General features: G+C 59.9%; 26 protein-coding genes. 6 read left to right on the top strand and 20 right to left on the bottom strand.

Annotated elements, in window-relative coordinates:
- Positions 1-377: hypothetical protein (locus tag QZ409_RS05230; RefSeq protein ID WP_296707523.1), on the top strand; the 377-nt coding region annotated here is incomplete at its 5' end.
- A 564-nt stretch (positions 378-941) separates the two neighbouring features.
- On the opposite strand, the gene QZ409_RS05225 is transcribed toward QZ409_RS05230, so the two are convergent.
- From QZ409_RS05225 to QZ409_RS05190, 8 genes are all read right to left on the bottom strand, one after another.
- Positions 942-1,490, bottom strand: a complete 549-nt coding sequence (locus QZ409_RS05225) for a hypothetical protein (RefSeq protein ID WP_296707522.1) — start codon at positions 1,488-1,490, stop codon at positions 942-944.
- 11 nt (positions 1,491-1,501) lie between these two features.
- A complete protein-coding gene (locus tag QZ409_RS05220) occupies positions 1,502-1,846 on the bottom strand; it encodes a hypothetical protein (RefSeq protein WP_296707520.1) in 345 nt (114 codons plus the stop codon).
- 544 nt (positions 1,847-2,390) lie between these two features.
- Positions 2,391-2,996 (bottom strand): hypothetical protein, encoded by a 606-nt coding sequence (locus QZ409_RS05215; protein WP_296707518.1) that lies wholly within the window; start codon positions 2,994-2,996, stop codon positions 2,391-2,393.
- Positions 2,997-3,007: 11 nt separating this feature from the next.
- Positions 3,008-3,337, bottom strand: a complete 330-nt coding sequence (locus QZ409_RS05210) for a hypothetical protein (protein ID WP_296707516.1) — start codon at positions 3,335-3,337, stop codon at positions 3,008-3,010.
- 30 nt (positions 3,338-3,367) lie between these two features.
- Positions 3,368-3,556 carry a hypothetical protein gene (locus QZ409_RS05205; protein WP_296707515.1) on the bottom strand — a complete coding sequence of 63 codons (189 nt, stop codon included), beginning with the start codon at positions 3,554-3,556 and terminating at the stop codon, positions 3,368-3,370.
- Positions 3,553-3,846, bottom strand: coding sequence for a hypothetical protein (locus QZ409_RS05200; RefSeq protein ID WP_296707514.1), 294 nt, complete (start codon positions 3,844-3,846; stop codon positions 3,553-3,555). Before QZ409_RS05200 ends, QZ409_RS05205 begins: the two co-directional genes overlap by 4 nt.
- A 457-nt stretch (positions 3,847-4,303) precedes the next feature.
- Positions 4,304-4,672, bottom strand: a complete 369-nt coding sequence (locus QZ409_RS05195; RefSeq protein WP_296707513.1) for a hypothetical protein — start codon at positions 4,670-4,672, stop codon at positions 4,304-4,306.
- 41 nt (positions 4,673-4,713) lie between these two features.
- Positions 4,714-4,962, bottom strand: coding sequence for a hypothetical protein (locus QZ409_RS05190; protein WP_296707512.1), 249 nt, complete (start codon positions 4,960-4,962; stop codon positions 4,714-4,716).
- On the opposite strand from QZ409_RS05190, the gene QZ409_RS05185 reads away from it, so the two are divergent.
- On the top strand, positions 4,943-5,743 hold the full coding sequence (locus QZ409_RS05185; protein WP_296707511.1) for a DUF4145 domain-containing protein: 801 nt from the start codon (positions 4,943-4,945) through the stop codon (positions 5,741-5,743). The two genes, QZ409_RS05190 and QZ409_RS05185, sit on opposite strands and share 20 nt — an antisense overlap.
- 35 nt (positions 5,744-5,778) lie before the next feature.
- Entirely contained in the window at positions 5,779-6,405 is a 627-nt protein-coding gene (locus QZ409_RS05180) for a hypothetical protein (protein WP_296707510.1), read from the top strand.
- A 117-nt stretch (positions 6,406-6,522) separates the two neighbouring features.
- On the opposite strand, the gene QZ409_RS05175 is transcribed toward QZ409_RS05180, so the two are convergent.
- From QZ409_RS05175 to QZ409_RS05150, 6 genes are all read right to left on the bottom strand, one after another.
- Complete coding sequence (locus tag QZ409_RS05175) at positions 6,523-6,909, bottom strand: hypothetical protein (RefSeq protein WP_296707509.1); 387 nt, start codon at positions 6,907-6,909, stop codon at positions 6,523-6,525.
- A complete protein-coding gene (locus QZ409_RS05170) occupies positions 6,906-7,391 on the bottom strand; it encodes a hypothetical protein (RefSeq protein WP_296707508.1) in 486 nt (161 codons plus the stop codon). The genes QZ409_RS05175 and QZ409_RS05170 overlap by 4 nt, the downstream gene beginning before the upstream one ends.
- Positions 7,392-7,942: 551 nt before the next feature.
- Complete coding sequence (locus tag QZ409_RS05165) at positions 7,943-10,642, bottom strand: DUF3987 domain-containing protein (RefSeq protein WP_296707507.1); 2,700 nt, start codon at positions 10,640-10,642, stop codon at positions 7,943-7,945.
- Positions 10,643-10,847: 205 nt separating this feature from the next.
- A complete protein-coding gene (locus tag QZ409_RS05160) occupies positions 10,848-11,000 on the bottom strand; it encodes a hypothetical protein (protein WP_296707506.1) in 153 nt (50 codons plus the stop codon).
- Entirely contained in the window at positions 10,997-11,242 is a 246-nt protein-coding gene (locus QZ409_RS05155) for a hypothetical protein (RefSeq protein WP_296707505.1), read from the bottom strand. The genes QZ409_RS05160 and QZ409_RS05155 overlap by 4 nt, the downstream gene beginning before the upstream one ends.
- Positions 11,239-11,493: a DNA-binding protein gene (locus QZ409_RS05150; protein ID WP_296707504.1), complete on the bottom strand. Its 255-nt coding sequence runs from the start codon at positions 11,491-11,493 to the stop codon at positions 11,239-11,241. The genes QZ409_RS05155 and QZ409_RS05150 overlap by 4 nt, the downstream gene beginning before the upstream one ends.
- Positions 11,494-11,961: 468 nt before the next feature.
- On the opposite strand from QZ409_RS05150, the gene QZ409_RS05145 reads away from it, so the two are divergent.
- Complete coding sequence (locus QZ409_RS05145) at positions 11,962-12,552, top strand: hypothetical protein (protein WP_296707503.1); 591 nt, start codon at positions 11,962-11,964, stop codon at positions 12,550-12,552.
- Between the two features lie 106 nt (positions 12,553-12,658).
- On the opposite strand, the gene QZ409_RS05140 is transcribed toward QZ409_RS05145, so the two are convergent.
- A complete protein-coding gene (locus QZ409_RS05140) occupies positions 12,659-13,069 on the bottom strand; it encodes a Rieske 2Fe-2S domain-containing protein (protein WP_296707502.1) in 411 nt (136 codons plus the stop codon).
- Positions 13,070-13,093: 24 nt separating this feature from the next.
- Positions 13,094-14,719, bottom strand: coding sequence for an FAD-dependent oxidoreductase (locus QZ409_RS05135; RefSeq protein ID WP_296707501.1), 1,626 nt, complete (start codon positions 14,717-14,719; stop codon positions 13,094-13,096).
- 189 nt (positions 14,720-14,908) lie between these two features.
- Between QZ409_RS05135 and QZ409_RS05130 the strand changes: the two genes are divergently transcribed.
- Both QZ409_RS05130 and QZ409_RS05125 read left to right on the top strand, forming a co-directional pair.
- Entirely contained in the window at positions 14,909-15,367 is a 459-nt protein-coding gene (locus tag QZ409_RS05130; protein WP_296707500.1) for a hypothetical protein, read from the top strand.
- A gap of 81 nt (positions 15,368-15,448) precedes the next feature.
- On the top strand, positions 15,449-15,751 hold the full coding sequence (locus QZ409_RS05125) for a hypothetical protein (RefSeq protein ID WP_296707499.1): 303 nt from the start codon (positions 15,449-15,451) through the stop codon (positions 15,749-15,751).
- Between the two features lie 72 nt (positions 15,752-15,823).
- On the opposite strand, the gene QZ409_RS05120 is transcribed toward QZ409_RS05125, so the two are convergent.
- The 4 genes from QZ409_RS05120 to QZ409_RS05105 are packed head-to-tail and all read right to left on the bottom strand — an operon-like array spanning position 15,824 to position 17,428.
- A complete protein-coding gene (locus QZ409_RS05120) occupies positions 15,824-16,438 on the bottom strand; it encodes a nitrogen fixation protein NifQ (protein WP_296707498.1) in 615 nt (204 codons plus the stop codon).
- Entirely contained in the window at positions 16,438-16,731 is a 294-nt protein-coding gene (gene fdxB, locus QZ409_RS05115) for a ferredoxin III, nif-specific (RefSeq protein ID WP_296707497.1), read from the bottom strand. Before fdxB ends, QZ409_RS05120 begins: the two co-directional genes overlap by 1 nt.
- Before the next feature lie 17 nt (positions 16,732-16,748).
- Entirely contained in the window at positions 16,749-16,949 is a 201-nt protein-coding gene (locus QZ409_RS05110) for a CCE_0567 family metalloprotein (RefSeq protein WP_296707496.1), read from the bottom strand.
- Between the two features lie 8 nt (positions 16,950-16,957).
- Positions 16,958-17,428: a NifX-associated nitrogen fixation protein gene (locus QZ409_RS05105; RefSeq protein ID WP_296707495.1), complete on the bottom strand. Its 471-nt coding sequence runs from the start codon at positions 17,426-17,428 to the stop codon at positions 16,958-16,960.
- Between the last annotated feature and the right edge of the window lie 27 nt (positions 17,429-17,455).

The raw sequence follows: 17,455 nt of genomic DNA, 5'->3' as shown, positions 1-17,455 counted from the left end.
TGACCTGCGGGGAGCAAACTTTGAGAGCCGAAAGATCGGCTCAGGTGGCCGGCTTCATTTCGGAATGGTGGCCGACATCAAATCGGAAGCACGGCCGGCTTCAAATCGGAATCGGTGGCCGGATTGAATCGGAATTCGCAAAGAACATGAACAAGCCCGTTAATCTCACCCTCGCCGCTGCGGAAGCGGTGTATGCGGCGGCAAAAGCCAAAACCAATGCGGCCCTGCTTGATCGGTTTATTTTTGAAAAAAGGGCGGCCCGCTCTTTTAGGAGCTATAAGCGGGCAATCGAATACCGCAGGTGGTCCACGGCAAACTACCACAAGGCGGTGGAGGCCTTGGAGGCCGCAGGGCGGGCCGTGTGGGCCGCGCGTTGACGCCAGCCAAGGGCCGGGGGCATATCAGTTGCCTCCGGCCATATCCTACACCTGACGCAAGTTGACTCCGGCCATTCCCTCAAGACCTTAGCTTGGGGAGCGTGGGTTTTGTGCCTGCCGTGTGCGATTGACAGCAGCGATCTTTGCAAGGCGGGCACGTTCCAGCGCCTCAGCCGTGCGATCTTGGTCGCGCTCTAGCCTCCGCAGCACGTCAGCTGAGGTATCCCTTGCACGGGCCGCGCAAAGCGCCAGCCGGGCCTTGTCATGGGCGCGCGCGGCGCGTTCATGGGCAAGCCTCGCGGCCTGGACATTGACCGGTAGTTCGGCCTCCGGCAACGGCAATGGGAATTCGGTCACAGGTCAATCCTTGCTCAAAGCTCGCCGCCGCTCAGCGCAACAGGCCGCGCTCGACGCCCAAACTGATTAAATTCTGTAGCTCTTCAATGGTGAGGTTGCGCAGGTCAATGGGCGGGCGAGGCGCGGGCGGCGGTGGTGGTAAGGCGGCGGGCTGGTCCAATTTGAACAGACGCCGAAGCTGGCGAGATTGTTCTTCATTCGAGGGTCTCATGGCGCAACTCCTTCGACGGATACATGGCCGCATTTCAGTGCCGCAAGGCGGGCGCGGGCAGCAGCGGCGCGTTGCCGGGCGGCCTCAGTACGTCGCAGCAGTTCAGCCAGCACGGGGCTAACGGGCGCAGGCGACGGGGCGGCGGCGGGCGGCGGCGATGGCGCGTATTTCTCTTGATAGTTCTTGAAGGCCCGCGCACGGGACTTAGCGAGCGCCTTGGCCCTTGCGGCGGCGGTGGCTTCCGCTTTCCGCATTCGCTCGGCCTCGGCCGCAGCAGCCGCGTCAGCAGCCACGCGCGCCGCGCGCTCACCTTCAGATTGCGCCCAAACGAAGGCGGCATGTGATCTTGCCCACAGATTTACCGCCTGCTCATATTGGACACGGAGTTGCCGGGTTACGTCTTCAAGCCGGGCCGCCGCGTGGCAGTCATTTGCCGCATAGGCGCGGGCGCGTGCGCGCTGGGCATCCCTCAGCTTTATGCGAAGGGAATCCTTCAGTACGAACGCCCTCATGAGCGTCTGTCGCGCCAGTTCAAGATTGGACATGCTGGCGGGCCTCAGGTGGTGGGCAGGCGGCGGGTGAGGTTCGCAAGCCTCTGCTGGGCATCGGCAAGGGCGGCGCGTTCGGCGGCGGCGGCGGTGCGTTGGCTGATTTGCGAGGACTTGCGGCCAATCCATTTGTTGCAGGCGTCATTGACAGCCCGCGCCGCAAGGATTGCAGGAGCGTTCGGCGTGGTGGCGGACAGGGTGACGAACGCCGCATGAGCCGCCGCGTGCAACCGCACGGACTCGCCGTATCTTTGCAGGGCGTCATTGTCGCCGGTGGCGGCGGCAGTGCGACAACGATCACGAAGGGCGGTCACGCGGTCAAGGGCATCGGCAGCCTGTTCAAGATCAGACATTGTGCTTGTCTCCCGGTGGGATTGTTGGCCGTCCAAAATCAAGGATGTACGGCGGCTCATGACTGACAGGAGCGGGGCCGGTATTGGGCGGCAAGGCGGGCTTTGTGGGGCGGCGCGCGGCGCGCACGGGCGGCGGCAGTGCGGCGGCGGGTTGAGGCGGGCCGCATGGCGCGGGCGGCATGTGGTTGCACTCATCGTCAATCGGGGTGCAGGCATCCCCCCAACGCCCGCGCACCAACGGAAAGAGCGGGCTAAGGGATGCGAATGTGTCAAAGGCGGCAAAAAGGCGGTGCAGCATGGCGGGGGGTTCCAGTGAGGCGGGGCCGCCGCTGCTGACGGGTACAACAGCGACGGCCCCTTTACTCCCGCGAAAGTCACGACCGAGCCAGACGCGCCCTCAAACGGGAATCTTTGAAATGATGCGAGGCGGCGCGGCGGCAACCGCCTCGCTGCCCGTCAGGCCATTGTAGGAGAACAACGCCTGACGGGCGGTTGACCGGGCGGCAGCCCAATGCCAATCGTACCGCCGCCGGTCAAACTGAAGTCACCAAATGCCCGCCATCTTTTTGGCGGCGATTTCGCCGGGCGTCACAAGGATTGCGCGGCGGCTCTGGCGACCCATGCCGACCACGAAACTTTCCCGACCGTAGAAATTCGTCTGGCGCATTCCGTCATTGCCAATTGTGCTGCGAGCCTCGATGACGCCAGCGGGAACGGAGTCGTTCGAAATCGCCGCCTTTTCAGCGTCGGCGTAGCATTGCCGCTCAAGGTTGAAAAAGGCGGCGTCGGGCAGCGCCATGAAGTCCACCTTGCGCAAGGGATTATCCGCGGACAATCTCATTGCGACCTCATTTGCGCAGCGGCGGCGATAATCCGCGCTCGACTCCAACGGCATGGCGCGGGGAGCGGTGCGGCCGAACGGCTCCAAAATAGCGTCGGCGCGCGCCTGATATTCCCGGCAGTTCAGATCAGCGGTGCGCTGTCCTTCGATCAGCCGCTCGCGTTCACGCCGGTTTTCAAGCGCGTCATTGCGGGCGCGTTCGGCGGCGCGGGCGGCGGCCTGCGATTTTTCAGCCGCGTCAATCGACTTGCGAAGGCTTTCCACCTGCGCAGTCAGACGCTCGACCATTTCTTCCTTCGACTCTGCCATAGGTTTTCTCCTTAATTCGTGCGCCAAACCGGCACGGCGGCGTTGTGTGACCGGGGATCATCTGAAAACGGCGGACCTGACGGCGGGCCGCCTGCGTCCCAAACAGGAATTGCGCTGGAATCTGCGCCCTGATCGCTGCCGTGGGCGGTGGCCAGGTCAGCGACCACGCGAACGGGAATTGCGCCGCCGTCATCTGCCTGCGAATTTGGCCAAGGTCCGCCGCCGGGCTGGGCGACAAAATAGACGGGCTTGGCGCTCTGGCGGTCGCGCTGATCATTGGGCGGCGCGACGGTCCACGTTGGCTTGCCCGTCAAAAAAACGGGTAATGCGCCGCCGCTCATGTTCTGTTTGTTGGGATATCCCGCCATTGGTCAGGAATTCCCGTTGCTGATTGGGCCGGAGCGCTGGGTTTTGCCCGCCGCGCCATATTCCGGGGCCAGCAGGTCAGGGGCGGGCCGGTTGCCGCTGGGGGCCTCGCGTTGCAGGCTTGAGCGTGCGCCGGGGGATTTGATCGGGCCAGCATTGGGAAGCGGGCGGCTGATCGGGCGGCCAGATTTCATGTGCGACTCCTGCGCTGGCGCTGGGCAATTTCCTGCTCAAGGGCGTGGTGCAGTTGAACGTCTTCCTTGAGGAAGTCCTTCGCCGGACGGGGAAGTATCGCGGGCTGATTTGCCGATCCCACAAACAGCAGCACCGTGTCGGGGTTTGCCGCGCGATCCGTCAGCAGCGCGCTTGCGGCGGCCCTGAGGGGATTTGGACTTTTGGAAATTACGGTTTCACCACATCGCCTTGTGACGCGGTAGTCGCGCCCGCCAAGATGTGTGAGCATCAAAACTATTTTCTCAGCCATGGTCGCCGCCCTGTTGACAAGCAATAATGCCATGTCAAGCAAAAAACGCCAGCTTTTTACGTTGTAAATACCACTTTAATTTGCACTATTACTCAGTAGCGCCGGGCAATTGCACGCCTGCGACAAGTTGCGTATATATATTTACTGCATCTTGTTGCTCCATTCGACGGCGAAGGAGTAGTTTGTTGGTGCATTTCCCTTGCTTGGCGTCACGCTCTGCTTTTTGCACGCACGCACGGCAGGCGTTCAAATGGTTCTTGGCTTCTTGAATGGCAATGTCCTTGGCGGTATCCAGAATTTTGGGGTCTCCATCGGCACAGAGTTCTATAATAGGGCGGGCCTTGTGCGATTAAGTTCTTGATGTCCCTGAGCAGAGTGGGGTTGGTTATCAAGTCAGGTGCGAGTTATGAGCGCCGTGGCGGTGATGTTGACCCCAGCGGCGGCGGCGGCTTGGCGGTCAATGGATAAACCACCAAACGCCGCTGGCCGCGAGAACCGCCAGAAACGAGTATGCGAGAATTTGCCCAACCAGGCTTTCCTCGCGCGTCAAGGCAGGAGCGTTTTTTGAGCGGAATTGTGGGATAAGTTGCCGGAAGAAAACAAATGGTAGACTGACAATGAAGGCGACGCCCAAGGCGACGCCCACGGCGACTGCGAGATAACCAAATGCTGAGCTAAGGAAGCTAAGCGTGGCATTGAACATGGCGACGGTGAAGTGGTTGTACAGCCACCAGACGGCCGAGAAGAGAAGGGCGTTCAGGATAACGAACCCCGCCAATTCTGCCGCCAATTCGCGCATGGCCTCTTTGAACTCTTGTTTGGTCATGATGGATGTCCTGTGGTGGGGCCGTAGTGCGGGAATGGGCGTTAAATGGCAATGCCATGTTCGGCGGCCAGCGTCTTGCCAGCCGGGGTGAATTCCAGCCCGTTAAATCCGGAGCCATCAGGAACCGCCTGAGCTTGATAATCGGCTGAATCGCGCAAAAGGCTGTGGGCGATGGGGATAAGCGCGCGAAACACCGCCGATAACGAACCAATGCAAAGGTGAAGCTGATATTCAAGGTGATTGAACGTCGATTCGTAACAGGGGATAGCGGTGAGCGGAAAAGTGGTCACTCCAGCGCTGGGCGATAACTCATTTACCTGCCCGCACTGCGGCGCAAACTCGCACCAAACTTGGCTTAAGGCGTATCTCGACGGCTATGAAAAGGACTCTCGCCCCAACATGCCCGATTATAGTGCCATTGAGCGTATCAAAGCACATCGAGACCTTGACAAAGATGAGCGCGCTAATCTGCTCGATTGGATCGATAGAAAGCTAAAGAGAGAGTTATTTTTAGAGAAACCAAAAGAATACGGGGTTCATCTCAGCACCGAACTGGGAAACCTTCACATTAGCCAGTGTTACAGTTGCAAAAAGTTTGCGCTGTGGGTCGCGGATAAACTGATCCATCCTTCACAAGCCAGTGAGATCAAACCAAACCCTGAGATGCCCGACCACATCAAACATGATTTTTTGGAAGCTGCGGCAATCGTGGACGCCTCTCCAAGAGGAGCAGCGGCACTTCTGAGGCTGTCCATTCAGAAGCTGCTGGCGCATCTCGATCTTCCCGGCAAGAACATCGACGCCGATATCGGCGAGTTGGTCAAACGCGGGCTTGATGGCCGTATACAGATGGCGCTCGACGTCGTCCGGGTCATTGGCAACAATGCGGTCCATCCTGGTCAGATCGATCTCCGTGACGACACGGCAACCGCCACCAAACTCTTTGGTCTTGTAAACATTATCGTGGAGGCGTTGATAGCGACGCCCAAGCACATTGAGACCATGTTCGCCGCGCTCCCGGCAGGAGCCTTGAAGGCCATCGAGAAGCGCGACGAGCCGAAAGAAGATTAGGCGGCGGACACGTCATAAACCCCGGACGATTCCATATGAATTTCTTTCAAAGGCTTACCCTTCGTCTCTTGAGACGCCGCCCAGAGGATTACCTCACCACCGCAGAAGTCCACCAAAGGCTTGAAGCACTTTCGACAGGTCAACCTTCTGAGGAAGAGCTACGCGCGTATGCCGAATGGCGTGCGACAAATCCCAGCCCGCCCACTCCTGATGACCCGCAGCCTTGGCGCAAATTCATCAGGCAGAAGCCATCCCAATCGGTTTTCGTGTTCACGGAAGATGAAACCGGGCGTAAGGCCTTTTTCACGCTCCAATGCAAATACGGCGATAACAAAATCGAGCCGAACAAAGGGATCGTGGCCATGGTCCTCGATGCGGAGCGAGAATTCGACGCACCGACACCCGTCAAGGTGGAGGCTGACGGCAAACAGACGGCGGTTCTCCGCGTGGCGTCCCGTGACGGAGGTTTCGTTGTGCTGGCGAAAACCTCGGGACGCGGCGAACTTCTACGTCCCGGCGATTTCGTAATATGGGTCCCGAGGAATTACAGCAATGACGTAGCCGAAACTTCCAACGACGCGCGTTTCGGCTGGGTTGGATCAATTCCGGCCAAAATCAAAACACAGGGTCCCCCATTCGAAAATATTTGCCGATATCGGTGAGGGCGGAGCGGTATGCGCTGGCGCGCGAGGGCGGCCTTCAGGGGTGGTTCCGGTAGGCTAGCGCTGGCGGTGGTGTCGTTGCCGTCTCGGGCGCTGTCTGGCCGCCGTGACCGCTGCTCAAGTCAGGTCGTCGGGCGGGGCCGCGCCTGCCGGGGCCGCGCCTGCCGGGGCGGCGGGGGCCGCATGTGTGCGCCAGTCACCCCGCGCCCGGCGCAACTGCTCAAGCTGCTCGGGCGTGGCGTCCGCTTCATCGACACCGAAGATGAATATGCGGGGGTGGTCGCTGGCGCCTCCGTACACGCAGACGTCGCCGTAAACCTCATTGGACAGCAGCGCGCCGCCGGTCACGTGGAAGGTTCCGCCGGAGGTTTTGAGAATGGTTTCCACGGTGTCAGATTCCATCCCACCAGACACCAGAATTTGGACGGCTGGCCCCGTGCCCGTGGCCTGTCGGAATGAGGCGATCAGGTCATGGGCTTCTTTTTTGAGCGCAGACAGGTTCAACGGGGGATGCCCTTAAACGCGGCAACCTCCGCCCGGAATTGCTCAAGCAGAGTTTCAAGGTCTGCTGTGGCCGACACTCGCACGTAGTCGCTCAGGTTGGCGATAAGCAGACGGGAGTGATCGAGGTCGAGTTCGCCGTTTGCCGCCATTTGGGAAATGCGCGCAATTTGCTCGCCCGCCTCAATGGCGTTCCGAGGCTTGGTGAGGCCGAGGCCATTGACCACGAACTTGGTCGGCGCGACCTTGCTCTCAAAGTAGGGAGTTGCGTAATTAAGAGCTTGGAGCTTAAGAGCCGGGTCAACTTTCGGCTCATGCGCCATAGCCATCATTTCGAGGGGGCCGCGTTCCCAGCCGCGTTTTTCGAACTCATCGAGCAGGGTTTGCGTGCGCTTATTCGGAGTTCCCTTCGGTCGCCCGTTCCTATTGGTCAAGGTTTCAGGATGACCTTTATTTCCAGGTACTTTGACGTTTTCACCAGTCATCGGAATATTTACTCAGGAGTTGCCTGTAGAAGCATTGTCATACATGGGCAGCCTCGTGGCAACGCTTTTGTTTGGGCCGCTATGTGGGGCCGTCGCGGGGCACAGCGGGCCGCTGGCGGCGGTCGTGGGCTGGGCCGGTGGGGTAGCCGCAGACGGGCCGCCTCAGCCGCCCCAGCACGACCGCCGTATGGCACAGCTTCCAGCACACCGACCCCCTGCCCTCAGCCCCGCGCGATATTCCACATTGGTATCGCTGACGTTTTCCTCGTCGGACACGGCTTGGGCAGCAAGTTTGATACGGGGCGGCGGCGCGTCCCCGTTCCTGACAAACCTGCTTGCGCGCATGAGGCCCCTTTAACCAGCATGTGGGTGCGCCCAATTGTGGTGAATTGTGGCGGCCTGACAAACCTGCTTCACGTGTGAGGCCCGGCTGCGCTAAAAACCGTGCCCGTTATAAAAAAGGGGGGTTTCATATCAGACTACGCTACGCAATCAGGTTTGTCAGGTTTTGCAACCGACGCGTGTAAATGATGCCAATACAACCGCCCCTTTTAAAACGGTGGGTCATAGGCATCCCGGCTCCGGTTCGAGTAGCGTGGCCCCGCCGCCCGCCGCGCTTCCGCCTTTTGGCGCTGTTCCTCAATCCTTTCATTGCGCCGGTCGTTGAAGCTGTCATCCATAATTTCACGCAACAGCTCCTTGTCCTTTTTCTCCTTTTCAGCCCTTGCGGCAAAGTATGGGCGCACGCCGGGGTCCAAGTTCCATTCTGTCGTCAAGGGCCAGTTTTTATTCGGCGCAAGCCATCCGCCAGCCTCGAAAATCGAAATGACCTTTTGAACCTCATTCGCTGGCTTTCCCCTCAGCCCCCGAACATTTGAGCCAAAGTCAGACAGCACATACCTATCTTTTCCGCAGGTCAGCATCCAGCTTCCAAGCTGAGTTATTGGGTCTTGGCCTGAGGCTCCACCGATCATGCGGTAAAATATCGCTGCGTGTGGGATAATGAACTTGAGTACAATCTTCTCAACGCTTTCGATGGTCGCAAGGGATACCTGTTCCTTGGCGCGGTTTTTAGGGTCAGCCGCAAGGTGCAGTAGCAGCGCCAACCTGCCCGCAAGCCCGTCGAGCTTGCCGATGTACCCATTAAACCCTTTGGCCACGCCTTCGGTCACTTGCGTGAGACCAAAAAGCCGCTGGCGCAGATCGGTAAAAATTTCTATCGCATCATCCGTCATGTAAAGTGTCGTTTCAGCGGGCACGAGCAGGGCGGAATCCATCAGCCGCTCGTAATCCTGTTCTGAATATAAATCGCTATCATCCTCACCAAAAGTTGCATCTGCCATCATAACCGGGGTAAAGCGTTGCAAAAATCCGTCACTGGTCAGGGCCTTACCAAGTTCAGCAAATTTTTCAGTCTGTATTCCACCAAGAATTGAGACGGAAAGGTTTTCAATATCCCGGTCTGGTTGACTGCCCCGATCAACCGTGTGCCCTCCACCATTGTATGCCTGCAACCAAAACGGGCGGTCGCCGCCTTTTGAATAACGGTCAATGCTTTCAATAAATCCCGCAAGTTCATCGCGGTATAAAAGGGCTCCGCCGGGACTGTATTCCAACACCTTCCCTGCGCCTTCGATGGTAGTATCCGCCAGCAGTAGGCGGGCAGGTGATGGTGGGGCGTCAGATTTCTTGCCCTCATTGGCCAGATGCTGCGCAAGTTGACGCTTATATTCGCTTTTCCGCTTTCTTTCTTCTTTATTCAACACAGCAATTACACGCTCAAGCGCAGGTGACTTTTTTGCAGATACATTGCCAATAAGCGCAATCCAAAGGTTCGGGTGAACATAATACTTGTCCTGGCGCTTGAGCTTGAGGCGGATGCGATGGTCAAGCGCTCCTGAAAATACGCCCAGAGCGCCCATGGCCAGCGCGGACACGTCACAGCCAATAAATTCGGCGTTGGTTTCGGCATACTGGCGCAGATTGTCTGGTAGCGTTTCGACGGGGAATGGTGGTGCAGCAAAGCCAGACCAAGGATTGAAATATGGTAGGCGCTTGGCTTGTGGCGGCGGTGGCGGTGGCGGTGGCGTGCCCCCGTTCATCCCCGGCGGTGGCGTCGCACCGTTCAGCCCTGACGCCGTAGACGCCGACCCCATTGCCGGTTTCACCTCCCCTTCAAACTCCGCTAAAAATGCTTCCTCATCCGGCAAAACGTGCTGAAAGATTTCAGCAAGCCAGTTGAACGCCTGCCATGGGTCCGGTGCAACACCAGCCGCGATAATAAGGTCAATGGCCGTATATCCCAGCATAGGGCCGAAGTCCTTAATGCCGTCGAAGCGGATATTAAGGTTGAGCTTGCGTTGCTCAACTGGCATTGGCCCCAGCCCGCTATCCCGCCAATATGCGACGGCTTTATATCCCCCGTCCTTTTTGCAACAGCGGGGCAAGCCAAGCGCCGGAACCCATGCGTCAAGATGTTCGAGCGCCAGATCGTTCATTTTCCTGAAGGCTGACTCGTCCTCGCCGGGCTGGCGCGGCTGGCGGGGGACACGCGGGGCGGCGGTCGCTTCACGCATAAGGCCAAAGCTGTCAAGGACCGCATCGACCCTTGCGACGGCGTCGTCGGGCAGCAGCGGCAGTTCCCCAATATCGGTGTTTTCCAGAGTCTGCTCTGTCAGGTAGCGATAAGGGCGGCCTGTATCAGGATGCCAACTTGGCGGCAGAACCGTTTGATTGCCTTCAGCCAAGAACTCGACAACAGGCCGGGCCTGCCCATTGGCATCCTTCCGCCTGAGTTTGACGGGCTGAAACCCCGGCGCATGAAAGAATAGTGTCTTGCCCTTTTTGCCGAACTTGGCGATGGGCGACACAGGCAAAACGGCCTCAACCGCCGCAATCAATGCCGGGTCTGTGCTGTCGATATCCACCGCCACCAGATCACCGGACGCCCTGCCCAGCACGACGCAGACGCCCTGATTGTCATTTGGGTTTGACCAGTGATCGACTTCGGCCGGGGTCGGCGGCGCATCAATAAAGCGCTTGGTCCACTGGCCCATCTTCCGCCAAGTGTACCGGCTGCCGACCCTGACATAATCGCCCGGCATTTTGGTGCCCGGCAGTGCCGGGATTGCGCAATAGCCTCGTGCAAGCAACTGATTTGCGGCGGCGGCATAGGGCGAAGAACGCCTTGGATTCGACGCGCCGTCCTGCTTATGTTCCTTGGGGGAGTTTGGAGTTTTATCTTGGTCCACCACAATAATCCTTGATTATCTTGGGCGGACTCAAGCAGGCTTTGGTATAAAACGCTTTACAGCGTCGCCTACCTGTGGTAGATTAATACCACGTCTAGCCTATTACTTGCGCCCGCGTCCGTTGTATTGGTCTGCATCGAACTCGTCCTTGGTGGTGGCAAAGACATGGAAATAGGGGCCGCGCCTTCAGCAAGCGCGGCCTTCATTATTCAGGCCACGTGCATAAAGCACAATTGCCGTCGCATTTGCCCTCGGGGCCGGTGATCCCCACAACCTTGTCGCCCTTCCAAATGGGCGCGCAGTCTCCAGGCGGCAGCTGCTCAATTTTGCGCAGTTCGGGATCGTTGGGGCCGGTCATTGCGCGGCCTCCCCTTCAGCCGCCGCACGAGCCGCACGGGCAGCAGCCATCCGCCGGTTCATGTCGTCACGCCGGGCGACGAAGTCCGCCTGACGCCGCTCCAGTTCCGTGTCTATTGCGGAAATCTCCTTGTGCAACGCCGGGCGCTGCCCAACGGTGGCCAGCGCCAAATCAGACAGGCGCTCACGGCGCAGGGAGTTGAGGTCGTTAATGTTGAGGGAGGCGAGGTCGTTCATGGTCATGCCGCCCTCCCTTCGTCCGCAGCCCTGCGGTCCTTGGCCGCGCGTTCAGCCTCAGCCGTGGACCCGTACATGCGCGCGTTTTCAAACTCGATGACGTCCGCCAGCCGGTAGAGGAAGCTGCGTGTCCCCAGCCGAACAAACTTGGGGCCGGTGGCGTTGGCGCGCATCGCATTGACGGTTGCGACAGACTTGCGCCAACGCGTCGCGAGTTCGGCGGTGGTCAGCACCGCCCCCATGTCATTATTGTCCATTTCATAAGCCTCCAATAGCAATGAAACCCTAACATGGGCTATGTTGGTGCTATTAGCAAGCATTGACATAATAATAATTTCATGTTTACCAGCCAGATGCCCTTTGTAAACTCCTTTATACTAGCCTCAACCTTCAACTCGCCTATGCTCCATTGCCAATATCCCCGCCGTTACTGGCATAGCAAACGCGTAGCGCCGCTCCCTGTCAAAGGAACGGCGCTCGTAAGGTCTTGAAATATAATGCTTAATTCAGTTTTGTAAAATGCGTTTGACCGCAGTGCATGCTCATGTCGCCTTCCATTCAAGAGAGGAACATATGGGCGCGACAAGCAGGGTTCAGGCCAGACAATTTATGGCGCAAAAAGCGGCAGCTCATTTGCATAGGGGGAAATGACGCGCTCTGGCGCGACAAGTTTTGTCCTAGCCAAGTTCTGTCCTAGCCAAGTTCTGTCCTAGCGGAGAATCACAATGACATCGATCGAGACGACCGCCTTTGCCGGCCTCGAAAAGGAAAATCGCCTTCTCAACGCGGTTTTCAAAGGCCCCACCGGCAAGCCCGGCTATTACGGCTTTCGCGGCGATTTCGCGTTGAAATTCCAGGAGCAGCTCGCCGACGAAGCGCGCCCGCCGGAATACAAGCTCGAGCAGATCGTCGCGGTCGCGAAGGAAGGCGCCGGCACGATCGAAATCCTCGCCGGCTATCTGCACGATTTCGCCTATTTCGAAACCTTCAAGGAGGTCGTCGGACCGCTGCTGAGCCCGGAAGGCAGCTATTTCATTTTCGTCAACAACATTGATTTGCTGGCGAAATACACCATGCCGCTCGGCGATGCGACGATCACCGTCCTGCCTTGCGACGAATCCACCGTCTGGAAAGAGCTCAGCGATTTCACGGGCCTTGACAAGAACGACTTCAAGAAGCTCGACGGCGGCGGCAAGGTGCAGCTCATTCTCGAAAAGGCGGTTGAAGTCAAAGAAGCGTACGAGTCCATCTCCTACGAGCAGGGCCTCGCGCGCGCCGAGCCGGTGAAGAACCGCAACGAGAACCGCCCGGTCTGATACTTCCGCCTTTCGCAAAAAAACAGCGCGCCCCGCAGATCGCGGCGGCGCGCTTTTTCTTGCGCGCGCCGGACGGGCGCGCGCATTTTTTCAGCCTCGCAAAAACTCAGGCGACGATGACGCTATTATCATCGTCATCGTAATCTTCCTCGATCATGGTGACGCCTTTGATGCAGATGTCGCCATCGATCACCTCAAGATTGAGCGGCGACAGACTCTCCCCCTTGCACGGGCCGCTTGAACAGCGTCCGGTGCCAAGTTCGAACAAGGCGCCGTGCTTGCCGCACATCAGGCGCAGGCCCGACGGATCGAGGAACGCCTCGCGCTCCCAGTCCAGCCGCGTCCCGTGATGCGGACAGCTGTTGGTATAGCCGAAGACTTGCTTGCCCCAGCGCACAATGACGACCGGAAAGTTTATCTGCTCGCCCGCCTCGTCGAGGATGGCGAGGTCGAAACCTTTCGCTCGCTGGCTTTGAATGTCGTTGAGTTCGCAGATGACATAAGCGACGTCGGACATGGTCTCGATTTCTCCTCGTGATCGTCAGGCGGCGGCGCCGCCGGCCTGTTTCGGCGTTTCGCCCAGCTGCGGCTGACCTTTGCCGAGCAGCAACCCGTTCAGGTCGCGTGAAAACTCCGCCCAGGCGGCAGCGATGTCGCGCATGATCGCCTGCTGATATTCCTTGGCGAGTTTATGTTCGTCCGGGAAATTCGACAATGCGCAGGATGTGCTGTTGAAGGCCGCGACATCATCGAAATATTGCTTGAGGAAATCGCTGAAAGGCTGCTGCAACAGCGGCGTGAGGGCGCAACGGCCCTTCTCGACCGCGACCCCGGCCAGATCGAAGGGCAGGCTCTCCGCCTTGTCCAGCGCCTGTCCGAAAAAGGCCTCTGCCGCGCTCAACATCGCACGCTGGGTGATCTGCTCGCGCGCCTGGGTCGCCAGGCTCGCATTCATACGGCGGCGATAATCCTCGAACACGCCCTGCCCCTGACGCTCGACCCAGGCCGAAAAGCGCCGCAGGCTGGCTTCATTGACGGTTTCGCCGGGCACCGGGAGGTTGGACTCGTCTTCGACCGCCGTGTCGCGGATGATGTCGCGCCCGATGCGCTGCGCCGCCTCCAGCGCGCCTTCCATATAGCCGGCCTGACGCGAACCTGTCTCTGACCCGCCCAGATGCAAGCGTCCGCCCCAGAGCGCCCGCCGCAGCATGGGATTGGCGGTGGTGCGCGCCTCCTCGCGGCCGCGTTCGCGGTCGAGCGCGCTACAAGTCTCGGCATCATTGGCCCAGTCCTGATAAAAATGCTCGCGGCCTTCCAAAGGGATGCCGAAGACCTGTTCGAACTGACTGTGCATCAATATCGGCAGGCCGACGCGGAACGCTTCGCGCAGCTCCGGGCCGAGCGCAAGGAAGCCGCCGAGAGCAGCCTCCGCGCCCCGAGCGTCGCTGGCGTCGAAAATTTCGTCGAACACTGCCTGCTCATGCGTCACGAAGGCGTTGCCCGATTGCCCGGATTCACGCCAGGCCGCGCTCCCGAAGGTCGTCACGGCCTTGGCCTGCGCCGCCATCCAGGTCGGGGCGTCGCGCATGGTCTCGCGCATGGTTTCGTCGAGCGCCGGCGCGAAGGCGATCCGCTCTTCCGCAAGGCGCGGCGGCAGCGCGAGCACCACGCGGCGCGCTTCGACGACGCGCGTCGCCCCACCCTCTTCAATCGTCAGCACGACATGGTCTTCGCCGTCGCGCAGACCCACGATCTGGCAATCCTGATGGAGGCGGTCTTGCGGCAATTGGCGCCGCAGCGCCTCGATGACCTTCTGCGCGCCGCCCGCGATGCGCCGCGCGCCGCCATGCACGCCGCCGGCGACCTCGATCTTCTCCGGCTTGGCGTCGGCCTCGCTGAGCCGAAGTATCGCGCCTTCGTCAAACTGGGCGAAGCTCTCGAGGCCAAGCTCGGTCAACAGGGCCGTCAGCAAGGGCTGCCGTTCCGGCCAGAACCAGGATGCGCCCAGATCGATCGCATGGCCCGACAATTTGCAATCGATTGTCAGGATGCGCCCGCCCCAGCGTTGTCGCGCCTCGAACAGTTCGAAGTCCCGCCCGCGTCGCGTCAATTGCGCCGCCAGGGCCAGTCCGCACAAGCCTCCGCCGACGATCGCCGTGTCCAACATGTCGCTCTCCGCATGATTTGCGACATCGCCAAGCAAGAATCGCGCAGCTTTTCCCGTTGGGGCCAAAAAGACCGACAAAAAGGTCGTGATGGCGACGCAGGCGCGAGCTTTGCGACAGCCTTTGTTGTGGCGCGGGCGTTCTGGCACAAAACTTGATGAGGTTGGCCAGGGTTACAACAGGAGATGGGAATGAACCTCGCTTCGGCTTTCGCCAATCTTTCCAATGATGAAATCAAGGCCTTGCTCGACGGCGGCTCGCTCACGATCTATTCCGTCGCTCGGCCGATCAGCGCCGACCTGCCGGTCGAGTTCAGCAGTGCGCTCGCCGTCCTCACTTTCGCGACCCCGGCTTTCGGCGCCCCGGACGGCGATCTGGAAACGCCCGCTTTCACCGCCGAAACCTTCGCCGCGACCCATGTCGGAACGCCCGGCTTCGCCCGCGCGACCAAGGCCGACGGCACGGTCGTCGCCGATTTCTCGGTCGGCCCCGGCGACCGCGAGGTCAAGCTCGGCGAAGTCTCCTGCTCGCCCGGGGCGCCGGTGAAGGTCGTGGCGTTCAAGTTCAAGAGCGTCGGCGACTGGCCGGAGCGTCCCGACTATTACAATGCGCATCCGCGTCCCGGCTATTCGCTGCCGGCCGTGCCCTGATAGCGCCGTCACATGCGGGCGGCCCGTCCACGGGCCGCCCGTGTTCCAACCGAGAGGGGTTTTTCGACCATGGCGACACTGGTGAAAACAACGCAGGACGGACGCAAGGTCGAGGTGGTCGGCCGGGCGATTACACTCGGCGGCAGGCTTGAGACGGATGAAGTGGTTCCGGTAAAGGACATTCCAAACCGCAAGGCGATCCTCGCCGTCGCGCCGGACGCCGTCTATATGGCCGGCCGCATCGCCCTCACCGAAGCGGAAGGCAAGATTGCGCTCGAAGCTTTGGCCAAGGCCGAAGAGCAGTTCCTCACGAATCCAAAGGCGATCGAGGAGCGATTCCGCTACGCCGCACGCGCCCGCGAGGCCGAGCTCGGCATCGAGTAAGGACCGCGCGCTTCGTCTGAAACGAAAACCCCGCCGCAATCGCGGCGGGGTTTTCATGGCCGGAGAAGAATTTCAGATCCGCTCTTCGCGATAGATATGCGTGAGTTGGGCGACGCCTTCTTCGGAGCCGAAGCAGGAGGCGAAATCATTGCAATCGGAGCACACCGGCGCGGGGCACAAGGTGAAGCCCTCAGAACCACACACCAGACGATAAAGGAATTTCTTCCATTTCATGTCGCCGGTATTGCGCGCCTTGAGCCGGGGAAAATGGCGCTCCATCAATTTCGACAACTCACCACGATCGCGCAATCCGAGATCCTGCCATAGATGACGCGGCTCCTGGCACCGCCGCGCTATGAGCGTCGCCAGCGGCCGAACGAATTGAATCGGCCCCTCCGCATACATCAACAGAATGTCGACGATCGATTTTTCTTCCGGGCCTGGCGCCGGACGATCAGAGCCGACCATTTTCGCTAGCGCCTCGGCGGCCTGAGGAAACATTTCCTGCCCGATGGCGGCAAGAGCAGCAACGTCCAGACCGCTCGTCCGCGCGAGCGCGGACTGCTCCTCGCCCGCCTGGGCGATCGCAACCGCCAGGATGCTGGCGAAGACATGCCGATCGAAGCTATCGCGGCTGGAGGCGGCGCCCGCCTCCATCAACCAGCGATAGGCTCGATCGGGGCTCATCAGGCGGCCTGCGCGTCAGGGCTGTGAGTCTGACAATTGGCCGGGCAGACGCGGGCGCAGGCGCCGCAGCCGATGCACGCGCCGACGTCGGCCATCACCATGACTTTCTTCTCGACTTCATCGTCTTCGTCGTCATCGAGCGAAACGATATCGCCATCCTCATTGATGCCTTTGAGGGTCATAACTTCACGACCGCAGACCTTGTAGCAGCGGCCGCAGCCGATGCATTTCTCGGGGTCGATCGCCTGAAGATAATCGGGTTTCCAGTCCCGCCCGTCGCGCGCATTCGCCATGAGCCTCGCCTTTCCAGTTACGCCGTTTCGAGAGATTTCAGCTGCTCGCGCTTCGCCTCGAGTTCAGCGAAAGCGTTGTGGGCCTTTTGCGCGACGTCGAGAATCGTCTGCCAGTTCACCGGCAGCTCTTCCGACAAGTCATGCAGGTTCATTTTCGCGTTCATCGCGCGCGCCGAGAGCTTTTTGATCTCAGCTTTCAGGGTCTCGATATCGCTCATGCTGGGCCTCAATAATTCGCGGCGGCCGGGAATTCGGCGATCATGTCGAGGCCGGCCTTGACCTGCTTTTCGCCTTCTTCCGCCAGCTTGGCGAAGGTCTCGAAGCCGAAGCGATGCACGTCGCGCAATTGCTTGTTCACGACGATGAGACGGCCGCCGATCAGCACCATGCGGCCGAAGCCCTCGTGGCTCATCTTCAGCATGGGCGTGACCATGACGCGCGATTCGCGCTCGATCGCCAGGCCAACCGCATTGTAGAACAGCTCAATGCGCCAGATCGTCTCCGGATCCGGATCCGCGATGATCGGAATGGCCTTACGCTGTTCCTTGGTGACGATATATTCGGAAATCAATTGCGCGTCGCTTTTGGATTCCCAGGCGCCGTGCGAATCCTGGGCGCGCCAGACTTTCACCAATTGCTCCAGGAAAGGCGATTCCTTCAGGATCGCGGCGTCGTCGACGATGGCGGCTTCGGTCATCTTGTCCTCTTTGTTCTGGCCGGACGT

This window comes from Rhodoblastus sp. (genome assembly GCF_019449565.1).
In the GTDB taxonomy this organism is placed as follows: domain Bacteria; phylum Pseudomonadota; class Alphaproteobacteria; order Rhizobiales; family Beijerinckiaceae; genus Rhodoblastus.
This window is presented reverse-complemented; position numbering and strand designations above follow the sequence as displayed.